Here is a 251-nt window from a genome sequence, read left to right as displayed (position 1 = left end):
CGGCTGGCGCTCCGGCGCGCTGATCGAAAAGCGCGAAATCCCGATGTATTACTTCAAGATCACCGCCTATGCGGATGAACTCTTGTCGAGCCTCGACGACTTGCCGGGCTGGCCTGAGCAGGTCAAGACCATGCAGCGCAACTGCCAGCGCCCGTGCCAGGGCCACGCGCTGGCGCTGGCCACCGGACAGCTCCCGAGGGTAGCGCTCGGCATGTGGGGCCAGGCGCACCAGCTCCAGTACGGTTTTGACT

1 pseudogene is annotated in these 251 nt (G+C 64.9%); it reads right to left on the bottom strand.

The features are described from left to right. Window positions 1-139 precede the first annotated feature (139 nt). Window positions 140-251 (bottom strand): annotated as a pseudogene (locus AC0L20_RS41470) (ATP-binding cassette domain-containing protein); the annotation flags it as partial.

The organism is Bradyrhizobium sp. Kon58 (assembly GCF_055807455.1).
Note: the sequence above shows the minus strand (reverse complement) of the source record. Positions and strands in the feature narration are given on the sequence as shown.